The sequence below is a fragment of the Curtobacterium sp. MCBA15_007 genome, assembly GCF_001864905.1.
Taxonomy (GTDB): Bacteria; Actinomycetota; Actinomycetes; order Actinomycetales; family Microbacteriaceae; genus Curtobacterium; species Curtobacterium poinsettiae.
The window spans coordinates 1-273 of sequence record NZ_MJGM01000035.1; the positions used below are offsets into that span (position 1 = coordinate 1).

The following is a 273-nucleotide window of genomic DNA, read 5'->3' on the forward strand; positions in this document are numbered from 1 at the left end:
CCGCGCCTCCCGTCCGTCACCGGGCGGTAGCCTGGTCCGGCAGCCGAGACCTCCCCGGGCGACGCGCCCGGGCCGCCACGACGGAGCCCACTCCCAGATGACCGACAGCGCCACCGCGACCACACACGCGTCGCAGCACGACATCCTCATCGTCACCGGCATGTCCGGGGCCGGGCGGTCCACGGTCGGCAAGGCCCTGGAAGACCTGGGCTGGTACGTCGTCGACAACCTGCCCACGCAGATGCTGGCCCCGCTGACCGAGCTCGCCGACCG

General features: G+C 73.6%; 1 protein-coding gene. It reads left to right on the forward strand.

The features are described 5' to 3' along the window. Positions 1-97: 97 nt before the first annotated feature. Positions 98-273 (forward strand): RNase adapter RapZ (locus BIU95_RS19185; RefSeq protein ID WP_302846970.1); only part of this gene is annotated, 176 nt, incomplete at its 3' end.